Raw genomic sequence first — 18,667 nt, 5'->3', positions numbered from 1 at the left:
TATTGATCCGGCATCAACCAACTTGAATCAAGCCGCATAGCGAACCGGCCCATGCTCGAAGTATTTGCGAATCCGCTCAGGCTGGCGCTGCACGCTGCGAAGGTGGCGTGCGGTGGCCTTGACCAGTTGCAGCTTTGTGCGCGCTGGCGCCAGCGTCGTGACGGCTTGCTTGATGTCGGCGTTGGCCATTTCGTCGGGGTTGAGTTCGGGGCTGTAGCTGGGCAGGTAGAACACCTCGATCGCATCGGCGTGCTCGGCCAGCCACGCCTTGACGGGCTTGGCGTGGTGTACCCGCAGGTTGTCCAGGATCAGGAACAGCTTCTTGCTCGCCCCCTTGATCAGCCGGCGCAGGAAGTCGATCAGGATGTTCGTATTGAGCGCGCCGTCGAAGATGCGCCAGCGCATCTGGCCCTTGTTGGTCACGGTGGAGATCACCGACAGGCCGTGGCGCTTGCTGTTGACCCGGATCACAGGCGTCTGGCCTTTCGGGGCGAAGCCGCGCCCGCGCACGTCGTCGCTGCGCAGGCCGCTCTCGTCGCCCCAGTGAATCTCGGCGCCCTCGGCCTTGGCACGAGCGGCAATGACCGGGTAGTCCTCGTCGAGCCACTTCCGGACTGCGGCGGGTGATTGCTCGTAGGCCTTCTTCATCGGCTTTTGCGGCGTGAAGCCCCAGCGCGCCAGGTACAGCCCCATCGTGCGCACCGGCAGGCGAATGCCAAAGCGCTGCTCGATGAGCTGCGACACCGCCGCGCGCGTCCACAGCGCGTAGGGCATCTTCAACTGGTCAGGCGTCTTGTCGGTAATGAGCTTGCGCACCAAAGCTTCCTGCGCCGCGTCGAGCAGCCGGCCGTCGCCGCTGCGACGCCCGCTGGGCGCGTCGCGCAAAGCCTTGGCCCCTGCCACATCGTGACGCTTGCAGATGTCGAACACACCCGTGCGGCTCAACCCAGTCTGCGCCGCGATCTCGTCGTAGGTCTGGCCCGCCTTGCGCAGTCGAATGACCTGCACGCGCCTTTCGTGCCGCGCGTCGCGCGACAACGATCTCATGTCGGTTGCTTCCATCATCCTGAGATGATGGCGTCCACGAGAAGTTCAAGTTAACTACTTCCTAATCAATAGTGGCAGGCACGCTGGCGTTATTCGGCACTGCACAGGCATCAGCCGTCACGCCTGCGCCATCAGCGACCGCTTCCGGTCCTGCGAATGAGACCTATCGACCAGGGCAGAAATGGAGCGTCCCGAGAGAGTGGGAATTCACGATTGATTCCGCACGCGTGGCCAAGGTGAAAATTCCCAATCATGGCGGCGGTTCCTGGGTTCCTATGCAAGTGATCCTGCTGACCTATAGCTACAAGAACATCGGCTTCGACGACAGCGCCAATGACAAGGACGGCGGCCCGTCGACGCTGGCGTTTTCGAAGGCGCATATCGACGTGTCCGATGCCAACGATGCGGACAACCGCGGCACAGGCAATTACCCGGTGCGCATCAAGCTCGTCGAAGACGCTCACGGTCAGAGGGTCGGGCAGGAGATGATGGGCGCGCAGTGGCCATATTCCTTCAAGAAAAAGGTCAAGGCGGTCAAGGTGACGGTGCGTCACTACGACTCCAAGCTGAAACTGCATGATGCGATCTTCCTGGTCCCGGTCGAGGGCGCTCGGCAATCGACGCCGCATGCGCACAGGCACCTTTCCCACCGCTGATCCTGGTTCGGCGAGTCAGTGCGGGCATGCGTGAGTTGCGAGCGATCACGTGCCGGCTGCTTTCGACGGCACCGCGTTCCAGGCGATCGAGCGGCCGTTGGCTTTAGCGGTGGATCATCGCCTGCCTGCTGCCTGCTGCCTGCTGCCTGCTGCCTGCGGTACGCAGCGCGCATGCGCATGGCGCGCCGGTTGCATCGCCTCGCTGGCGCAGCGGTTCATCGTGCCGTACGCCATGATTTCTTGACGAAACACGGCCGTGCCTGCCCATCCGGCAGACACCATGTCGGACCGACAGACACACGCCACAGTGCGTAGCACGACACCATGGTGGCGATCACTCCGCAGGACCACTCAGGGCCATGCGGTGCGGTGGTTTCATCGCCGGTTGCAACCCGGTATGGTCCCGTAAGTGCGTTGTTGTGCGTCGCAATATGCGATGCCGCACGTGCGGCCGCTCTTTCATTCCGGGTTTTTATGCATTCGATCGATGTCGTCCTCGCCATGTTGCTGGCGGTCGCGGCCAGCGGTTATCTCATCCGCATCCTGCCGTTCTCGCTACCGTTGCCGTTGGTCCAGATTGCGCTGGGCGCGGTGGTCTCCGGCGTGTTCGATGCGGGGCACGAACTGGAGCCGGAGCTGTTCTTCCTGTTGTTCCTGCCGCCACTGCTGTTTCTGGATGGCTGGCGCATTCCCAAACAAGGCCTGTTCCGCGACAAGGCGGCAATCCTGGAACTGGCGTTGGGGCTGGTCATCTTCACCGTGATTGGTGCCGGCGTCTTCATCCATTGGCTGATACCGGCGATGCCGCTGGCCGTGGCGTTCGCGCTGGCGGCGATCATTTCGCCGACCGACCCGGTGGCGGTGTCGTCGATCGCCTCCAAGGTGCCGATTCCCAAGCGCCTGATGCACATCCTGGAAGGCGAGTCGCTGCTCAACGACGCCTCGGGCCTGGTGTGTTTCCAATTCGCGGTGGCGGCCGTGCTCACTGGCACCTTCTCGGTCGCGGCCGCTTCGCTGACCTTCCTGTGGGTGGCGCTGGCTGGTCTGGCCTTGGGCGTGGCGACGACCTTCGGGTTGAGCCGCATCCAGGCCTGGATCTGGCGGCACTTCGGCGAGGAGCCCGGTTCGGCGATCCTGGTCAACCTGCTCACCCCGTTTGCAGCCTATCTGCTGGCCGAAGCCTTCCATGCATCGGGCATCCTGGCCGCGGTGGCCGCCGGCATCACCATGAGTTACGTGGAAATGGCCGGCAACGCGCCGGGCAACATGCGCCTGCAGCGTTCGGCGGTGTGGGACACGGTGCAGTTCACCTTCAACGGCATCATCTTCGTGCTGCTGGGCGAGCAGTTGCCGGGCATTCTGGACGGCGCGGTGCGCAGCGTGCAGGAGGCCGGGCACCTCAATCCGTGGTGGCTGGCGGTGTACGTGGCCACCATCAGCGCCAGCCTGATGGCGTTGCGCTTCGTCTGGGTGTTCCTGTCGCTGCGCTGGAATATCTTCAAGGCGCAGCGACGCGGCGAGGCGCATGTCAGCCCGCCGTGGCGGATCGTGGTGGCGGTGTCGCTGGCCGGCGTGCGCGGCGCGATCACCCTGGCTGGCGTGCTCACGCTGCCCTTGATGCTGGAGGACGGCTCGCCATTCCCGGCCCGCCAGTTGGCGATCTTCCTGGCGGCCTCGGTCATTCTGGTGTCGTTGCTGGTTGCCAGCGTTGCGTTGCCGCGGTTGTTGCGCGGGCTGGAGCTTCCCGAAGAAGAAGACGAGCAGCTCAAGGAAGACCTGGCCGCGAAAGCCGCCTCGCAGGCAGCGCTGGATGCAGTGGAAAAACTGCGGCAGCGGCTGGTGGATGGCAGCAAACATGCCGAGCGCTACAACGCGGCGGCCAACCAGGTCAGTCAGCGCTATCAGCGCAAGCTCGGCTCGGTGGACATGGCCGAGACCGATCCGGAAGAGGCGGTGGCCTACGAAAAGGCGCTGCGTCAGTTCCGGCATGCGGCGTTGGTGGCCGAGCGCAATGAGTTGTTCAAGCTGGCCCGACGCCGCGAGATTTCCGACGAGTTGTCGCGGCGGCTGGTGCGCAATCTGGATCTGATCGAGTCGCGCAAGCGCGCTTGAGCGCGTGGGAATGGGGATTGGGGAATCGCAAGAGCCACGGCGGTCGTGAGGTCGTCGTTGTGAAGGAGCGCGCTTGCGCGCGATAGCACTCCGTACTGATGTCCATCATGCGCAGGCGTGTTCCGGCTGATCTGCGTGTTGGCCTAGCGGCGATGCACGTCGGGAGACACACTCCCATCTCACCCACTGCCATCGTCACGGCGCACCGCCTACCCTGGGGCGCTTATCGTCTTTCGTATCGCACCCATGACGTCGATCGTTGCCATCCATGGCTTGAGCAAGACCTACGCCGGCGGTTGCCAGGCGCTCAAACAGGTGGATGTTGAGATCCAGCGCGGCGAGATCTTCGCGCTGCTCGGCCCTAACGGTGCCGGCAAGACGACCTTGATCAGCATCATTTGCGGGTTGATCAACCCCAGCACCGGCACCGTGTTGGCCGATGGGCACGACATCGTGCGCGACTACCGCGCCGCGCGCGCCAGCATCGGTTTGGTGCTGCAGGAACTGGCCACCGACGCGTTCGAAACGGTATGGGCCACGGTACGATTCAGTCGCGGCCTGTTCGGCAAGCCGGCCAATCCGCAGTATCTGGAAACCATCCTGCGCGAGCTCTCCTTATGGGAGAAGCGCAACAACAAGATTTCCACGCTGTCCGGTGGCATGAAGCGGCGCGTGCTGATTGCCAAGGCGCTCGCCCACGAGCCGCGCATTCTGTTTCTGGACGAGCCCACTGCCGGTGTGGACGTGGAGCTGCGCCACGATATGTGGCAGATGGTGCGGCGGCTGCGCGAACAGGGCACCACCATCATTTTGACCACCCATTACATCGAAGAGGCCGAAGACATGGCCGACCGCGTGGGTGTGATCAACCGCGGCGAACTGGTGCTGGTGGAAGACAAGCGCACGCTGATGCGCAAGCTCGGCAACAAGCAGCTGACGCTGAGCCTGCAGGCGCCGTTGCAGGCGTTGCCCGCCGCGGTGGCCGATCTGCCGCTGGAGTTGGCTGCCGATGGCAATCGTTTGATCTACACCTTCGACACCCAGGCCGAGCAGACCGGCATCGGTGCGTTGCTGCGCCGGCTCAATGCGCAGGGCATCGACTTCAAGGACCTGCATTCCAGCGAGAGTTCGCTGGAAGAGATCTTCGTCAACCTGGTGCATGGCGCACGTCAACAGGAGGTGCGCGCCTGAATGTGCATGCGATTGCGGCGATCTACCGTTTCGAAATGGCGCGCGCGTTCCGCACGCTCACGCAGTCGATCGCCTCGCCGGTGTTGTCTACCTCGTTGTACTTCGTGGTGTTCGGCGCGGCGATCGGTGCGCGCATGGGCGATATCGACGGCATCAGCTATGGCGCTTTCATCATTCCCGGGCTGGTGATGCTGTCGCTGCTCAACGAAAGCATTTCCAACGCGTCGTTCGGCATCTACATGCCGCGCTGGGCCGGCACCATCTACGAGGTGCAGTCCGCGCCGGTGGCGTGGTGGGAGATCGTGATCGGCTACGTGGGGGCGGCGGCGACCAAGTCGGTGATGCTGGGGCTGTTGATCCTGCTCACTGCGCGGCTATTCGTGCCGTACCAAATCGCCCATCCGGTATGGATGCTGGGCTTTCTGGTGCTCACCGCACTGACCTTCAGCCTGTTCGGTTTCATCATCGGCATCTGGGCCGATGGTTTCGAAAAATTGCAGGTGATTCCGCTGATGGTGGTGACGCCGCTGACCTTCCTGGGCGGCAGTTTCTACTCGATCAATATGCTGCCGCCGCTGTGGCAGAAGGTCACGCTGTTCAACCCGGTGGTGTATCTGATCAGCGGCTTCCGCTGGAGTTTCTACGGCAAGGCCGATGTGCATATCGCGGTGAGCGCCGGCATGACCTTTCTGTTCCTGGTCGTGTGCCTTGGCGTGGCGGCGGCGATCTTCCGCAGCGGCTATTGGCTCAACGCGTGAGTGGTGAGTGCAGTGGTTTTGTCGGCCGCATCCTGGTGGATGCCGGCGGGAGTTCAGGTCAAACGCTGCGTGGGTCGCGTGCGCGGTGCCCTCGCCGCTCGCGGGACATGCCGTGACTCCGTCCCTGGGGCTCGATGGCGGCATCCATGCCGCCAACGGTTCCGCAATCGGCAAGGACACCGCACCAGACGGTTTCCTGGCGGCTTTATTGAAAGCGTTGCACACCGACCAACGCGACCGGACCTTGCCCGCGCACCGTCGCGGGACCTGACGTGCCATGGATGCCGCGTAAACGCGGACAAGAACGTACTTGCAGCATGTCCCGCGACGGTGCGCGGGCAAGGTCACTGCAGCCAGGGCACAGATCCGCCAGCCTGCAGCAGCCTGGCGTGAAGTGGTGTTGTCAGCTGCTTTTACTCGGCAGCCGGCTTGGCGCCGTTCTTGGTGTCCAGGTAATAGGCCGCCACTTCGCCCTTGATCTTCATCGTCATCGGGTTGCCGCGACGGTCGCGCGCCTTGCCGACCTGCACCTTGATCCAGCCTTCGCTCACCGAGTATTCCTCCACGTTGTCGCGTTCGACACCGTTGAAGCGCACGCCGACGCCGCGGTTGAGGGCATCGGCATTGTGGAATGGGCTGCGCGCGTCGATGGCCAGGTGATCGGGAGGGGTATCGCTCATGGGAAAGGCGTCATGGCGGCCGGGAGAGCCGTCTTCGACCGCACAGGATACGGGCCTGCGCCGTGAAGACCAGCCCCGGCGACGCAGTTGCGTGCGGCAATCTGTTTGCTTGCGCGCCATCAGGCCTCACACTTCCGCCCTGCAATCTGTGGAAGTGAGACCGTGATGCCCGACAACAGCGCCGACTACGATGAACCGGATGACCTCAGCGCCGACAACGACGACGATCCGGACACCCATCAGGGGCTGGTCTGGAACCTGTTGCTGCTGATCAATCCGGGCGACGAAGAAACCGCGCTGCGCCAGTTCGATGCCTATCGCGAGAGCGCCGGCGAGACCGATGGCGATGCGTGGTTATGGGCGCTGAAGGATGCGATCGACTGGAGCTCAGGGTTCTACGTGGATGGCAGCGACAGCGAAACGCTGATCAGTGCGATCGACGAACTGGCCGCACGCTGGAACTTGCGCATCGACTGGGGCGGCGACATGGACGATGACGACTTCCTGGTCGCCAACGACACCGCCGCGCTGCTGACGGTGGCGTACGATCGCCTGCGCGAATACGGCTACACCCTGTGGTGTTGGGACACCGGCAGCGACGACCGTGCCGGCTGGATGGCACTGAGCCGCAACGATGAGGACATGCAGCGGCTGGCAGCGATCCTGGGTGCGGATCTGCGCCCGGGCAGCGATCCGTTCTAACCCGCTTGCCGACGACTGCCGCCCGGGCCACGGCCAGTGGGGATGAGAACAACGTTGCCGAACCGCAGGCATGGCATGGCATGGCGTGCCCTGCGCGACCTCGCCGCGCTGGAGCGATGCCCGCCAGATCACTGCCGGGCCATCAAGGACACATTGTTGAAACCACCGTCTCCGCCGACCAGCTTGATGAAGTAGGTGCCGGCCTGTGGCGAGGGCAGTCGCAGGGTCTGCGTATTGCCGGGACGGACCGAACGCAGGTCGTAGCTACGGGTGGTGGGCTCGGCGCCGAACGTCAGGTACAGGGCGACATTGCCGCTGCCGCCGTAGGACAGCACGTTCAACGGCGTCCCCGCGGTGGCGGTGAAGCTATACAAATGCTCCTCGTCGACGCCGGCACTTTGCGCGGTGACCGGCGTGCGGTTGCTCAGTGCGGTGCTCACCGGCTTGCAGCTGCTGCCGCTGCAATTGGTGCGGACATAGTCCATCGCCGCCGTCGCATCAACGATGCCGGTACCGATCGGTGTCGCCGTCGGCGGTGGCACCGGGAAGGCGCGCGCGGTCTGTTTCAAGACCGCCTGCAGTTGCGATGGGTTGAGCGGTGTCTTGCCAGTGCTCGCCAGCGAGCTTTGCACCAACGCAGCCACGGCCGCGACGTGCGGCGAGGCCATCGAGGTGCCGGCATAGCCGAGGTACTTATATTGACCGGAGGTCGGCGTGGTCTTGCCGCTATAGCCGGTCGACAGCACCAACCCGTCCCAACCGCCGTTACCGGTGTCCTGGTCCTGGCCGCCGCCGGGTCCTGACAGGTCGACGACCGAGCCGAAGTTGGAATAGAACGCGATGCCGCCGGTGATGCGGGTGGCACCCACGGTGATCACGTTGCTGCAGCTGGCCGGGGTGAATTGCGCCGCATCGATGGCATCGTTGCCGGCGGCCACCACCACCGTGCTGCCGTTGGCGACGGCCGTATTGATCGCCTGCTGCGTATTGCTGTCGCAGCTGCCAAAGCCGCCCAAGCTCATGCTGATCACTTCGGCCGGATGGGTATTGTCCGGCACGCCATCGACGTGCCCGCCCGATGCCCACACGATCGCATCGGCGATATCCGAACTCATGCCGCCGCAGTGCCCGAGCGCGCGGATCGGCAGGATCTGGGCGTCGTGTGCGGCACCAACGCCGCCAATCCCGTTGTTGGTCAGTTCGCCGATCGTGCCGGCCGTGTGGGTGCCGTGCCAGCTACTGGCGCGCGCGCGCTGCAGGCAGGTATTGTCGTCGTCTATCCAATCGCCGTAGTCGAGCGCGCCGGGTACGCGGCCGTCGGTGGCGCGACGGGACACACTTGCGTTGGTGATGAAGTCGTAGCCCTGCAGGATGTGGTCGTTGTTCTTCAGATCCGGGTGGTCGGGCAGGATGCCGGTGTCGATCACCGCCACCACCACGCCGCCGCCGGTGGAGGTCTCCCAGGCCTTGGGCGCGCGGATCCCGCCTGCGCTGTCCTGCATATGCCATTGATATTTCGCGTAGAACTTGTCGTTGGGCACTGCCGGATCGGTGTGCTGCGCTGTTGCACGCGCCTGTGCCGGCAGTGCGGCCGACCCGACCAGGTCGAGCACCGGCTGCATCATCCGATCCAATTGCGCGTATTCGACGGCGGGGTCGGCGCGCAGTTCGGTCAGCAGCCTGGTTTGCTCGGCAGTAGTCAGATGACCGGTCAGGCGCAGCACGCTGGCACCGGTGCCGCTGGTGCGCAGGACGCGCGCGGCCATCGGCGCGCTACGGGCGGCGTTGCTGCTGGGAGGCAACAGGTTGGCGCGGCGTGCGGCCGACGACAGGATGGACGCGCGCAGCGCGTCGGAGCCGATGCTGGGCCTGTATTTGACGATGAGCCTGCCGGCCGCGGGCGAGCCGTCAGGCACCGGGCTGTCGACCAGACCACGCTGTTCCAGCGGATCGTTGGCCGCATGCAGTTGGAAGGGGGCAGTGGCGAGCACAGCGCTCAACAACAGGGTCCGGAGTGGCGGAGAGGCGGTGTTCATGGGCGCAATTCCAAGAAGAAGGGGATGGCGGTGCGTGCGGGCAGGCTCACAAGTCCACACCGAAGCCCAGGCCGGCGGAGGAGTCGTTGCCGCTGAAGGCGCCGCCCAGGCTGAAGGAGGCGCGCTCGCCGATCTTGCGGGCGTAGCCGATCGACAGCGCATGCTCGCTGCTCTGGAAGCCGGCGCCGACGGAGATACGCCCACGTTCGCTTTGTGTGCCGGCCGCATTGATGGCCATGTTGAGCATCGCCGCGCTCATCGCACCGAGGCGGTCGATGCGACGATCCATGTTCTGGAAGCGGCGCATGCTGTCGTCGTGCAGTTGGCTGAAACTGTCGCTCAGGGCCGAGACGCGGCTGTCGGTGTAGCGAGTGGCCGAACTCAAGGTCCGTGCGTCGCCCGCAGAGACCTGGGCGAGGTTGGCCGCGTCGGTATCGGAACGGCCGGCGGCCACGTTGGTGATCTGCCGCTCGGCGCCGACGCTACCCACCGAGACCGTGTTGGCGCGGTCTGCCACCGCGCCTTGGCCCACTGCGACGGCGCCTTGCGCGGTGGCACGCGCGCCCTGCCCGATGGCCGTGGCTGACGCCGCGCTGACCTGTGCGCCTTCGCCCATCGCCACCGCATTGGTCGCCACTGCAGCAATCTGCGTGTTGGCGCCGACTGCGGTGCTGCCATCGGCATTGACGCGCGCATTGCTGCCGATCGCGGTGTCGTTGGGGCCGTGCGCGTACGCGCTGCCACCGATCGCCGTGCCGGTGACATCGTTGGCCACTGCCGCGCTCCCCGTCGCCGTGGACGTGGCGGCCACCGTGCTGGTGCTGGCGACCGCCGGCGTCGGCGTGCCTTTCAGCCCGGGGGCGCTAGCCTCGGCTGTCGCAATTGCGGAGGTTGCAGGCGCCAGTCCTGCCGCCACGCCGGCACTGCGCAACGCGGCCGTCCGCGACGACGTCGTGCCACCCAGGCGACCATCCAGCGCGCTGACCTTGCTGTCCAGCGCGGTCAGTGCGGCGCCGACATTGGTGTAGCTGGCACCCTGGATCACGTAGGTCGGCGCAACGAACACGCCTTGTGCGCCGATGGCTGCGCCACCGCCCAGGACGCTGGCGGCGTTGCTCAGCGACTGGAACAACTGTCCGCCGGTGATCGCCTCGCTGCTGCCGTCGGCGATTGCGCCGGCGCCTAGATTGACGATGCGCCGCGTCGCCGGGCCACCGTGACCGTTGCCGCTGCCCACCGAGACCGTATTGGCCTCGTAGGTGCGCGAACCCGAGCCCAGCGCAACCGAATCGGCCCCGCTGGCGCCGGCATTGGCACCCAAGGCCACACCGTTGACGCCGCTCTGGCGCACGAAGCTGTTGTAGCCCATGGCCGTGCTGTTCACGCCGTTGGCGCTGCTGTCCACGCCCAGTGCGCTGGCGCCGGCGGCGCTGGCACGACTGCCCGCCGCCACGGCCACGCTGCGCGCGCCGCTGGTCGACGCGCCGGCACCGGCCGCCGTGCTGTGCTCGCCGGTCGCGCTGGCAGTGCCCTCGCCATTGGCTTGCAACACGCCGCTGGTGGCCTGCACATCGGCAGCCAACGCATCGAGCTGGCCCTTGTTGACCGCATCGGTGGCTTCGGTGCCGGCCGCCACGCTGGTGATCTGTCGCGTCAATCCGGATGCCACATCGCCCACCGCCACGCTGTAGTTGCGCGTTGCATGCGAAAAGGCGCCCAGCGCCACCGCGCTGACCGGAGCGCGGTTCCAGGCATCGTCCACCCAGCTGCCGACCTTGGCGCCATAGCCGATCGAGGTGGCATCGACGCCGTCGGTGCGGGTGGCCGCACCCAAGGCGGTGCTGTTGGGGTTGAACCACGAACTGATGGCGCCCGAGCCCAGGACCACGCTATTGGCGCTCAAGGCCCAGCTGTTGTGACCCACGGCGATCCCGTCCTGGTTCGATGCCAAGGCATAGGCGCCCAACGAGACCGTGTTGGGGGCGAACGAACCGGCGCTGTGGCCGATCGCCACGGCATCGGTGTTGCCCGGCAGATTGGGGAACACGTTGGCGTTGTAGCCGAGGGCGATCGCGTAATTGGATTGCGTCACCGCACCCGCACCCAGCGCGACGCTACCGACGCCGGTGGCCGCGGTGAGGCTGCTGCTGTTGCCGGCCGCCGCCGCGGCAGTGCTGACGCCGCCGATGGCCACGCTGTCGATCCCGCTGGCCAGGGCGGTGTTGCCGAGCGCCACGCTACTGGTGCCGGTGGCGCGGGCGAAGTAGCCGTTGGCGGTCGACAGATAGCCCGAGGCCACCGACAAGCCGCCGACAGCGGTCGCTCCGTCTTCGAACGCGCGGGCGCGGTAGCCCAGCGCCGTGCTCTGCACGTTGCGTGCTTCGCTGCCGCTCCCTACCGCAGTAGCCAGCGCCGCGGTGGCCTTGGCACCGCCGCCCAGCGCTACCGCGCCGAACTGGCTGGCCTCGGTGGAATCCTGGTGACTGCCGATGATCTCGCCGGCGTCGTTGTAGTCGAATATCTCGGTCGTGCCGCCAATGGCGACGGCCGATTCGCCGCTCGCCGCGGCCGCGTAGCCGGTGGCGATCGCGTGCTTGGCCGTCACCGTGGCACCGGCACCCAGTGCAATACCGCCTTCGCCGAGCGCATTGCTGGCCTCGCCGATGGCCACCGCATAGGGCTCGGCGGCGAATGCGCCGACGTCCTCGGCCGGGTCGCTGCCACCGACGATCTGCAGATGCTTGCCGATGTCGTCAGCCGCGTCTGGTGGCGTGGTGGCGTTGTCCTGCGCTGTGGTGTCGGCGGTGCTGGCTTGGCTGGTCGGGCTTGTCGCTTCTGGCGCAGGTGTGGTGGTGTGTGCAGTTGCCAGACGACTGGCCAGAAACAGGAGGGTGAGCATGGCGCGTGTCAGCGGCCGCCGCGGTGGTGGTGCGATGCAGGCAGTGCTACCGGCGGGGCGGGCAGCGGCGAGGCGGGCGCGGTGCTGGCCCGTTACATGGTCAGGCAGAAGGCTCATCGGTGTCCCCAGAACGTGGTGGGCGGAGCGACTGGCGCCGACCGAACTCCAAGGCATCCCCCTGTCGATGCGGAGTTGTGTCGGCGAACACGAAGTGCGCCAAAAACTTGTCACGCAGATCCCGGGCTGTCACCAAACGACGATTGCATCCACTCACCACCGATGTGAGCATCCAGCGTTGTCTAGGTCGCCTGCTGCCAGTTCTGTGAAATTCATCTCAGTTTTGCCCTGGTTGCAGCCACCGACGTCCGCCAGTGCCAGCGACCATCGGCATGCGGCGTTCCTGCAAGTGTTGCTGGCGGCGATCGTGCTCTATACCGCCGGCGACATCGGCCTGTTTCTCTACGTGGCTGGCGCTGCGCGCTTGCTGAGTCACACGGACCTGTTGTTTGCCCTGGTGGGTAGCGTGCTCACTGCGGTAGGTGCGGCGCTGGGCGTGTGGCGCGTGCGGCGCGGCGACAATGCGGGGGCGGTGCGGACTTACGTGGCCGCGACGTTGATCGGCGTGGTGGTTACCTATGTGCGGGTGGACATTTACGACCTGCTGACCAACCCCATGCCCTTGCTGGCGCTGGTACTCGCCGGCATGGTGCTGGGGAGTCGCGCGCTCTGGCGCGTGTTCCTGTTGCTGGCGGCTGCTGCGTTGCTGGGCGTGCTCGCACAGGTGATCTGGCCGGTGCCCTGGCGCTCGGTGCGCGGCAACATCGGCTTGGGCCTGGTGACCGTCGGTGCCTATCTGCTGATCACTCTCAGCCTGGATCGCACCATCGCCGCATTGCGTGACAGCCTGCTCGAATCAGAACACCGCCGGCGCGAACTGGAACAGCTCAATCGCCGTCTGCTGCAGGAAATGGCCGAGCGCGAACGCGTGCAGGAGCAACTGATCCACATCCAGAAAATGGAAGCGCTCGGGCGTCTGGCAGCTGGCGTCGCGCACGATTTCGATAATCTGATCAACGTGATCATCGGCTACGCGCAACGGCGCGATGCGCTGGAGGGCTACGGCGAAGCGCCGCTGCTCAAAACGCTGGAAAACATCGAGACCGCCTCGCGGCGCGCGTTGACAGTCAGCCGGCGCATCCTCAACTTCGGCCGCGCCGAGCCCGACCTGCCGACCCTGTTCGATGCCCGCGCAGCACTGCGCGATGCCGAACCCACCTTGCGTCAGCTATTCGGGCACGACATCCGGCTGGAGTGCATCGCCGCCGGGCCGCCGCTGTGGGTCCTGATGGATCGCGATGATCTCGAACTGGTGCTGCTCAACATCGCCGCCAACGCGCGCGACGCGATGGAGGAGCAGGGCGTGTTCCGTATCGAAGGCGAGTTGCGCGAGGCCACGGTGTGCTTGCGTTTCTGCGATACCGGTCCGGGCATTGCACCGCATCTGCTGGCGCGAATTCTCGAGCCGTTCTACACCACCAAGCCGGTCGGCAAGGGCACCGGGCTGGGCTTGTCGGTGGTGCAAAGCATCATCGCCGCGGCCGGTGGCCAGGTGGCGGCGTGCAATGGTCCGCAAGGCGGGGCCTGTCTGTGCCTGCAATTGCCGCTGGCGGCGGCGCCTCAGTCGGCCAGCAGGTAGCCCATGCCACGGGAGGACAACAGCGGCAGCGCCGGTGTCCGATCGCTGGAGATGCGTGCGGCCTTGCGCCGCAGACGATGGATCAGCATTTCCAGCCGGTGCAGGTCGAAGTCGCCGGTGGCGGCTTCCAGTGCCGATACCAAGGTTTCGCGCTCGATCGCCTGGCCGCGCTGCGCATCCAGGCAGCGCATCAGACACCGCTCCAGCGAGGTCAGCACCATGACCGTGCCGTCCGGTGCCAACAGACACCAACCGTCTGATTGCAGTCGCCAGGCTTGGCTGGGCGTGGTGACGCTGATGTGGGCCGTGCGTAGACGCTGTGCCAGGTTGCGCAAGGTCAGCGCGAGGATTTCCGGGTCGGTCGGTTTGCGCAGGAAGGCGTCGGCGCCGCCGTGCAAGGCGCGCGCGTGGTCGCTGCGACCGCGATTGCCGGTCAACACGACGATGCCCAGTCCGGCGAACAACGAGCGCAGGTACGTCACCACGCTCAATCCGCTTTCGTCGGGAAGGCCGAGATCGAGCACGACCAGATCGAAGGCCTGTTGCAGCATCAGCCGATACAGTTCGCCAGCGGTTCCGGCGCCGCTGACGCGAAAGCCGAACTCGCGCAACCCGGGAATGAGGATGTCCTCGCGCAACAGCGCGTCGTCTTCCAGAACGGCGACGGATAACAGCGAGTCCGCATCGGGTAGGGAAGCACGGATAGACAAGACACCTCTCCCAAGTCACTTGCCATGGTGACGGGCCGACGGTGTCCTACAACACCACATGCACGCGCGGCGCGCAATGTATGTCTTTCATTGCGACGCGAGGGTTCCATTGGCGGGCCGGCAGGTGTACCGACGGGTGTGACGGTGCGCCGCCTGTCGGCGTCGCAGGCGCCGCTTATGCGTGCTCGCCGCGCGCTTGCGCTCGCGCATTGGCAATCAACGCCTTGAGCAAGGTGCGGTCGGTATGGCGGGAAATGGCGATGGCGCCGAGGGCGATCGCCTCAAGGCGCAGCGGAGCGGGCACGTCGTAGTGCGCACCACTGAGTTTGTTCTGGAAGGCGCGGCGAGGAATGCCCAGCCGCGCCGCCATGGCATGGAGCTCGTCCAGCGTATCGCCCAGCAGGTGCGCCCAGCGCTGATCGCGCCACAGGTGCACCGCATCGTCGACGTAGACGGCCATCGGCCGGGTCAGGCCTTCCTGGCCTTCTTGCCGGCGCTGTCGCTCTCGGCATCGTCGCTGGCTTCTGCGTCGGCCGCACTGTCATCGGTGCTGGCAGTGGCGTTTTCAGCTGCAGCATCTTCAGCGACGGCGTCGGTGCCGGCAGCGTCAGCGGCGTCTTCTGCATCGGCGTCGCCGTCTTCATCCGCGTCGGCGTTCTGGAATTCGGCCACCAGCGTGTTCAGGTATTCCTCGGCGGTCTGGCCTTCGTCGGCGGCCAGGTCGTCGATCATCTGCTGCAGCTGGGTCGAATATTCCAGCCAGATGGTCTTGCCTTCGGCTTGCTGCAGGTTGGCCAGGTGCTTGAGCAGGGCCAGCATCGGCACCGGGTTGTCGGCGCTGCCCATGGTCTGGCCGCCGATCGACAGCATCCACTCGCTGCCGCCCTGCAGGCCGATGGCGGCCACGACACGCCCTTCGGCGTCTTGCAGCACGGCATGGTTGGTGACCTGGGGCGCCTGGCCCAGACGGGCGAAGGGGCGCTTGGGTTGCTGCTTCTTGCGCTTGTCGCGCTTGGCCTTGGAATTGCGGGACACGGTGTTCTCGACGCTGGGAATGGCCAGCCATTCTAGAGCGTGCGCCGCACGATGCGATGCGCGGCGGCGATTGGCATCGCACCAGACAGGGCCGCCAGGGGCGCAGCGTCTGCACCGGCACCGACCTGAGAGCGGCCAACAAAACGACTGCGCTCACCGCCAGGCGGGCGCGGCCGGTGCTCGGAATCGGCATGGACCACGCGTCCACTGCGGTTGTGAGCGGCGCCGCCCGTGTCTACCTGACCGCTGCTCGCGACGTGTTGTTCGCCGCTCTCAACCCCGCCACCGGCGGACCTGGCCCGAAACAGCAGTGGGCCGTTTCCCCGACGCGATTGCCTGGGAAATCGCACATCGCGGTCTGCACATCCAGGCCTGCCGGCCCTGCATTACTGCTTCTCCACCGCGGCTTCCGCAGCCTTGGCAAGCGCCTTGGCAGAGTCCACCTGCGCGCTGGAAGACAGGCGCGGTCCTGCCGGACGGGCAGCGGCAGCTCCGGCCGCCGCCGGGACAGGAGCCGCGGTGGCGGCGACCGGCGAGGCCACTGTTGGTGCTGCTTGCTTGACCGGCGTTCCCACGGTGGCCGCAGCACCGCTCAGATCCGGCACCTGGGTGTCGGCATCGTGCACCGATTTGCCCAGCGCCACGCCTTGTCCTGCACCGGCCAAGGCCGCGCTTTCGGCGTCCTGGGTCATCACCACGATACTGATGCGACGGTTGATCGGGTTCTGCGGGTCGGTCTTGTCGAACAACACCGACGACGACAGCCCCACCACGCGCGTCACCTTGGCGTCGGACATGCCACCGCCCACCAGTGCGCGGCGCGCGGCATTGGCACGGTCGGCGCTGAGTTCCCAGTTGGTGTAGCCGGCATCGCTGCTGTAGGCCGTGGTATCGGTGTGGCCGGTGATGCTGATGTGGTTGGGCACCTGATTAATGAAATTGGACAGCTCGTGCAGGATCGCCACCGTGTACGGCTTGAGCTGGTCGCGGCCGATGTCGAACATCGGGCGGTTCTGCTTGTCCACGATCTGGATGCGCAGGCCATCGGGCGTGAGATCCAGCAGCAACTGATCCTTGAACGGCTCCAGCGCCTGGCTCTTGTCGATGGCCTCTTTCAGTTCCTGCATCAGCGTTTCCAGGCGCTTTTTGTCCTTGCTGCGGCTGTCTTCGGTGGTGTCCGCGGCATTGTCGCGCTTGCGGCCCATTTCGTCCTTCTGCCCCTTGGCCATGTCGGCGGTGCCGCCGAGCTTGATCATCGAGGTGCTGGCGCCGCCAGGCCCGTTCATGCCAGGCGAGGGCGCCATCGATTTGCCCGACAGCGGGCTGGGGTTGCGGAAGTATTCGGAGATCGCCGCACGCTGTTCCTTGGTGGTGGCCGCCATCAGCCACAGCACCAGGAAGAAGGCCATCATCGCGGTCACGAAGTCGGCAAACGCCACCTTCCAGGCGCCGCCATGATGGCCGCCGCCCTGCACCTTCTTGACCCGTCGGATGATGACGGTGGATTTGGCCTCGGCCATGACCGCGGCCCTACTTGATCGTCTTCAGGTGCGTTTCGAAATCGCCGAAGCTCGGACGCACATTGGAGGGCAGGGTCTTTCGCGCGAATTCCAGCGCAATCTTCGGGTTGTAACCACGCAGGCAGGCCAGCAGCGCGGTCTTGACCGCTTCATAGATGCGCCCGTCCTGCTCGGCACGCGCTTCCATTGCCGCCGACAACGGCGACACGAAGCCGTAGGCCAGCAGGATGCCGAGGAAGGTGCCGACCAGTGCGGCGCCGACGTGGTGGCCGATCTCTTCGATCGGACCGCCGATCGAGCCCATGGTAATCACGATGCCGAGCACTGCCGCCACGATGCCGAAGCCAGGCAGGCCATCGGACACCTTGCTCAGCGCATGCGACGGCGCCAGGGCTTCGTGATGGTGTTTTTCCAGTTCCAGTTCGAGCAGCGGTTCCAGCTCGTGCGGCTCGATGTTGCTGCCGATCATCAGGCGCAGGCAGTCGGTGATGAAGTCCAGCAGGTGATGGTCGGCCACCACCTTGGGGTAGTTGCCGAAGATGGTGCTGTCCTGCGGCTTTTCGACGTGGTCTTCCAGCGCCATGAAGCCGTCGCGGCGGGCCTTGTTCAACAGCTCGTAGATCAGGCTCAGGGTGTCCTTGTAGTCCTCGGACTTGTACTGCGGGCCCTTGAACACGCCCATGATGCCGCTGAGCGTTTCCTTGACGATCTTGCCCGGCGTGCTGACCAGGAACGCGCCCAATGCCGCGCCACCGATGATCATCAGCTCGTACGGCTGCCACAACGCGCCCAGCTTTCCGTGCGACAGCACATAGCCGCCGAGGACACTGACGATGACGACGATGAAGCCGACGATAATGAGCATGGCGCAGCCGAGAGCAAACTGGGGTCGCTAATGGTTTCGGCTTGCGCGGCCGATTCTTGAAGCGCGCAGCGTGAAGATGTGCCCTGTCACTGAACGTTTAGCCGATTGTCGTTGTGGCCTCATGCACGCATTTGAGCGCTTCGCCGCCCGCCAGCGATAGCGTCGCTTCGCCGGCATGTTCCCAGAATTGATTGCCCTGGGCATCGGCAAAGCGCGTTCCGGACGCCGCCTGCGCACTGACCAGGATCAGCCTGCGGTCTTCCAACGTCAGCTCTAACGCATCGGCGGCCGAGTCGAACCGGGTGGCGATCATGCGCTGACCGCAGCGCCAGCCCACTGCCTGCGCGGGAAGCGCCGGGGCGGCGGCAGGCGCGGTGTGCGCAGGCGTCCTACCGGGCCTGGGCAGCGGGCCGGCGACGCTGGCGTCGGTGCCCACGGCAGGTGGGTGGGCATCGGCGCTGTTGGCTGTGGCGGGCTCGGTGCCTGCCGGCTTGGCCGCCTCCGTTGTCGGCGGCGGTGAGCCTGCGCTGCAGCCGGCGAGGGCGGTGGCCAACAGGCCGGTGAGCATCAGGGATGAGGACGTGTGCATCTGCGTACTCCTGCCTGGATCGGATAGTCGCCCTGCTGGCGACGGTTGGAATGGCGAGGGCTGTGCCGCGGCGCTGCCCATGTGCGTCTATCAGGAGCGCCGGACCCGGCCAGGCTGCCTGCGGACGGCTGAATAACGACAGCGGTGCGGTGGACCTGCAACTTGGCCTGG

At 65.8% G+C, this 18,667-nt stretch carries 17 protein-coding genes and 1 other RNA gene; 8 read left to right on the top strand and 10 right to left on the bottom strand.

Translation table 11 applies throughout. The features are described 5' to 3' along the window. Positions 1-27: 27 nt before the first annotated feature. Complete coding sequence (locus WJW29_RS12750; protein ID WP_011407587.1) at positions 28-1,062, bottom strand: IS630 family transposase; 1,035 nt, start codon at positions 1,060-1,062, stop codon at positions 28-30. Positions 1,063-1,274: 212 nt separating this feature from the next. Here WJW29_RS12750 and WJW29_RS12745 point away from each other — a divergent pair, with 212 nt between their 5' ends. The 5 genes from WJW29_RS12745 (at position 1,275) to WJW29_RS12725 (ending at position 6,035) form a co-directional block, all read left to right on the top strand. Next, positions 1,275-1,703: a hypothetical protein gene (locus WJW29_RS12745; protein ID WP_012446172.1), complete on the top strand. Its 429-nt coding sequence runs from the start codon at positions 1,275-1,277 to the stop codon at positions 1,701-1,703. Positions 1,704-2,177: 474 nt separating this feature from the next. Further along, positions 2,178-3,815, top strand: a complete 1,638-nt coding sequence (locus tag WJW29_RS12740; protein ID WP_011257573.1) for a Na+/H+ antiporter — start codon at positions 2,178-2,180, stop codon at positions 3,813-3,815. Between the two features lie 246 nt (positions 3,816-4,061). Next, a complete protein-coding gene (locus WJW29_RS12735) occupies positions 4,062-5,006 on the top strand; it encodes an ABC transporter ATP-binding protein (protein ID WP_011257574.1) in 945 nt (314 codons plus the stop codon). Beyond that, positions 5,003-5,764 carry an ABC transporter permease gene (locus WJW29_RS12730; protein WP_027703259.1) on the top strand — a complete coding sequence of 254 codons (762 nt, stop codon included), beginning with the start codon at positions 5,003-5,005 and terminating at the stop codon, positions 5,762-5,764. Before WJW29_RS12735 ends, WJW29_RS12730 begins: the two co-directional genes overlap by 4 nt. Before the next feature lie 112 nt (positions 5,765-5,876). After that, entirely contained in the window at positions 5,877-6,035 is a 159-nt protein-coding gene (locus WJW29_RS12725) for a hypothetical protein (RefSeq protein ID WP_153296752.1), read from the top strand. Positions 6,036-6,177: 142 nt separating this feature from the next. Here WJW29_RS12725 and WJW29_RS12720 read toward each other — a convergent pair whose 3' ends face one another. Further along, positions 6,178-6,444 carry a DUF3297 family protein gene (locus tag WJW29_RS12720; protein ID WP_011407549.1) on the bottom strand — a complete coding sequence of 89 codons (267 nt, stop codon included), beginning with the start codon at positions 6,442-6,444 and terminating at the stop codon, positions 6,178-6,180. A gap of 165 nt (positions 6,445-6,609) precedes the next feature. On the opposite strand from WJW29_RS12720, the gene WJW29_RS12715 reads away from it, so the two are divergent. Further along, positions 6,610-7,146: a hypothetical protein gene (locus WJW29_RS12715; protein WP_011407550.1), complete on the top strand. Its 537-nt coding sequence runs from the start codon at positions 6,610-6,612 to the stop codon at positions 7,144-7,146. Between the two features lie 128 nt (positions 7,147-7,274). On the opposite strand, the gene WJW29_RS12710 is transcribed toward WJW29_RS12715, so the two are convergent. Both WJW29_RS12710 and WJW29_RS12705 read right to left on the bottom strand, forming a co-directional pair. Beyond that, positions 7,275-9,182 carry a S8 family peptidase gene (locus tag WJW29_RS12710; RefSeq protein ID WP_011257578.1) on the bottom strand — a complete coding sequence of 636 codons (1,908 nt, stop codon included), beginning with the start codon at positions 9,180-9,182 and terminating at the stop codon, positions 7,275-7,277. A gap of 46 nt (positions 9,183-9,228) precedes the next feature. Then, entirely contained in the window at positions 9,229-12,198 is a 2,970-nt protein-coding gene (locus tag WJW29_RS12705; protein WP_041181958.1) for a YadA-like family protein, read from the bottom strand. Between the two features lie 205 nt (positions 12,199-12,403). Between WJW29_RS12705 and WJW29_RS12700 the strand changes: the two genes are divergently transcribed. Then, positions 12,404-13,777, top strand: a complete 1,374-nt coding sequence (locus WJW29_RS12700; RefSeq protein ID WP_027703247.1) for an ATP-binding protein — start codon at positions 12,404-12,406, stop codon at positions 13,775-13,777. Here the strand turns inward: WJW29_RS12700 and WJW29_RS12695 are convergent. The 3 genes from WJW29_RS12695 to WJW29_RS12685 form a co-directional block, all read right to left on the bottom strand. Further along, positions 13,759-14,487, bottom strand: coding sequence for a response regulator transcription factor (locus tag WJW29_RS12695; protein WP_011257581.1), 729 nt, complete (start codon positions 14,485-14,487; stop codon positions 13,759-13,761). The genes WJW29_RS12700 and WJW29_RS12695 overlap by 19 nt on opposite strands. 175 nt (positions 14,488-14,662) lie before the next feature. Beyond that, positions 14,663-14,947: a DUF4031 domain-containing protein gene (locus tag WJW29_RS12690; protein WP_011257582.1), complete on the bottom strand. Its 285-nt coding sequence runs from the start codon at positions 14,945-14,947 to the stop codon at positions 14,663-14,665. A gap of 8 nt (positions 14,948-14,955) precedes the next feature. Then, positions 14,956-15,522 carry a hypothetical protein gene (locus WJW29_RS12685; RefSeq protein WP_011257583.1) on the bottom strand — a complete coding sequence of 189 codons (567 nt, stop codon included), beginning with the start codon at positions 15,520-15,522 and terminating at the stop codon, positions 14,956-14,958. A 191-nt stretch (positions 15,523-15,713) separates the two neighbouring features. On the opposite strand from WJW29_RS12685, the gene WJW29_RS12680 reads away from it, so the two are divergent. Beyond that, positions 15,714-15,791, top strand: a non-coding RNA gene (locus WJW29_RS12680) — sX9 sRNA. A 117-nt stretch (positions 15,792-15,908) separates the two neighbouring features. Here WJW29_RS12680 and motB read toward each other — a convergent pair. The 3 genes from motB to WJW29_RS12665 all read right to left on the bottom strand — a co-directional run bounded on the left by motB (position 15,909) and on the right by WJW29_RS12665 (position 18,496). Continuing rightward, positions 15,909-17,042 (bottom strand): flagellar motor protein MotB, encoded by a 1,134-nt coding sequence (gene motB / locus WJW29_RS12675; RefSeq protein ID WP_011257584.1) that lies wholly within the window; start codon positions 17,040-17,042, stop codon positions 15,909-15,911. Positions 17,043-17,052: 10 nt separating this feature from the next. Next, on the bottom strand, positions 17,053-17,907 hold the full coding sequence (gene motA, locus WJW29_RS12670; RefSeq protein WP_008573335.1) for a flagellar motor stator protein MotA: 855 nt from the start codon (positions 17,905-17,907) through the stop codon (positions 17,053-17,055). A gap of 97 nt (positions 17,908-18,004) precedes the next feature. Further along, on the bottom strand, positions 18,005-18,496 hold the full coding sequence (locus WJW29_RS12665; RefSeq protein ID WP_027703249.1) for an MliC family protein: 492 nt from the start codon (positions 18,494-18,496) through the stop codon (positions 18,005-18,007). Positions 18,497-18,667: the final 171 nt, after the last annotated feature.

Source organism: Xanthomonas sp. JL1 (assembly GCF_038405005.1).
This window is presented reverse-complemented; position numbering and strand designations above follow the sequence as displayed.

Excerpts from the sequence above, each read along its gene's own strand:
- WJW29_RS12710 (WP_011257578.1), bottom strand. The coding sequence starts at position 9,182 with ATGAACACCGCCTCTCCGCCACTCCGGACCCTGTTGTTGAGCGCTGTG.
- WJW29_RS12715 (WP_011407550.1), top strand. The coding sequence starts at position 6,610 with ATGCCCGACAACAGCGCCGACTACGATGAACCGGATGACCTCAGCGCC.
- WJW29_RS12665 (WP_027703249.1), bottom strand. The coding sequence starts at position 18,496 with ATGCACACGTCCTCATCCCTGATGCTCACCGGCCTGTTGGCCACCGCC.
- WJW29_RS12750 (WP_011407587.1), bottom strand. The coding sequence starts at position 1,062 with ATGGAAGCAACCGACATGAGATCGTTGTCGCGCGACGCGCGGCACGAA.
- motB (WP_011257584.1), bottom strand. The coding sequence starts at position 17,042 with ATGGCCGAGGCCAAATCCACCGTCATCATCCGACGGGTCAAGAAGGTG.
- WJW29_RS12720 (WP_011407549.1), bottom strand. The coding sequence starts at position 6,444 with ATGAGCGATACCCCTCCCGATCACCTGGCCATCGACGCGCGCAGCCCA.
- WJW29_RS12690 (WP_011257582.1), bottom strand. The coding sequence starts at position 14,947 with ATGGCCGTCTACGTCGACGATGCGGTGCACCTGTGGCGCGATCAGCGC.
- WJW29_RS12705 (WP_041181958.1), bottom strand. The coding sequence starts at position 12,198 with ATGAGCCTTCTGCCTGACCATGTAACGGGCCAGCACCGCGCCCGCCTC.
- WJW29_RS12740 (WP_011257573.1), top strand. The coding sequence starts at position 2,178 with ATGCATTCGATCGATGTCGTCCTCGCCATGTTGCTGGCGGTCGCGGCC.
- WJW29_RS12735 (WP_011257574.1), top strand. The coding sequence starts at position 4,062 with ATGACGTCGATCGTTGCCATCCATGGCTTGAGCAAGACCTACGCCGGC.
- motA (WP_008573335.1), bottom strand. The coding sequence starts at position 17,907 with ATGCTCATTATCGTCGGCTTCATCGTCGTCATCGTCAGTGTCCTCGGC.